Origin of the sequence: Haemophilus sp. HMSC061E01, from assembly GCF_001810345.1 — a bacterium.
Taxonomy (GTDB): domain Bacteria; phylum Pseudomonadota; class Gammaproteobacteria; order Enterobacterales; family Pasteurellaceae; genus Haemophilus_D.
Genome location: NZ_KV801004.1, coordinates 1 through 747, shown reverse-complemented (window position 1 = coordinate 747; position 747 = coordinate 1). Strand labels below are relative to the sequence as shown.

Genomic DNA, 747 nt, shown 5'->3' with positions numbered 1-747 from the left:
TGATACCAACGATTTCAACTTCATCACCAGTACGGATGATACCACGCTCAACACGACCTGTTACTACTGTACCACGACCTGAAATTGAGAATACGTCTTCGATTGGAAGAAGGAACGGTTGGTCAATTGCACGCTCTGGCTCAGGAATGTAAGTATCTAAGTGGTTTGCTAACTCAAGGATTTTTTCTTCCCATTCTGCAACACCGTTTAATGCTTGTAATGCAGAACCACGTACGATTGGTGTATCGTCACCTGGGAAATCATATTGAGAAAGAAGTTCACGAACTTCCATTTCTACTAATTCTAATAACTCTTCGTCATCTACCATGTCGCATTTGTTTAAGAATACGATGATGTAAGGTACACCTACTTGGCGACCTAATAAGATGTGCTCACGAGTTTGTGGCATAGGACCATCTGTTGCTGCTACTACTAAAATTGCACCGTCCATTTGCGCCGCACCGGTAATCATGTTTTTAACATAGTCCGCGTGTCCTGGGCAGTCAACGTGTGCGTAGTGACGAGTTGGAGTATCGTATTCAACGTGTGAGGTGTTGATTGTGATACCACGCGCTTTTTCTTCTGGCGCGTTATCGATTTGGTCGAATGCACGAGCTGCACCACCGTAGTGTTTTGCTAATACGGTTGTGATTGCTGCTGTTAAAGTTGTTTTACCGTGGTCAACGTGGCCGATTGTACCCACGTTTACGTGCGGTTTTGTACGTTCAAATTTTTCTTTAGACATTT

The 747-nt window shown here is 43.8% G+C and carries 1 protein-coding gene; it reads right to left on the bottom strand.

Annotated features, from left to right (window positions below):
- The coding region (locus HMPREF2732_RS03415; protein ID WP_148129034.1) for an elongation factor Tu at positions 1-745 on the bottom strand (745 nt) is incomplete at its 3' end.
- Between the last annotated feature and the right edge of the window lie 2 nt (positions 746-747).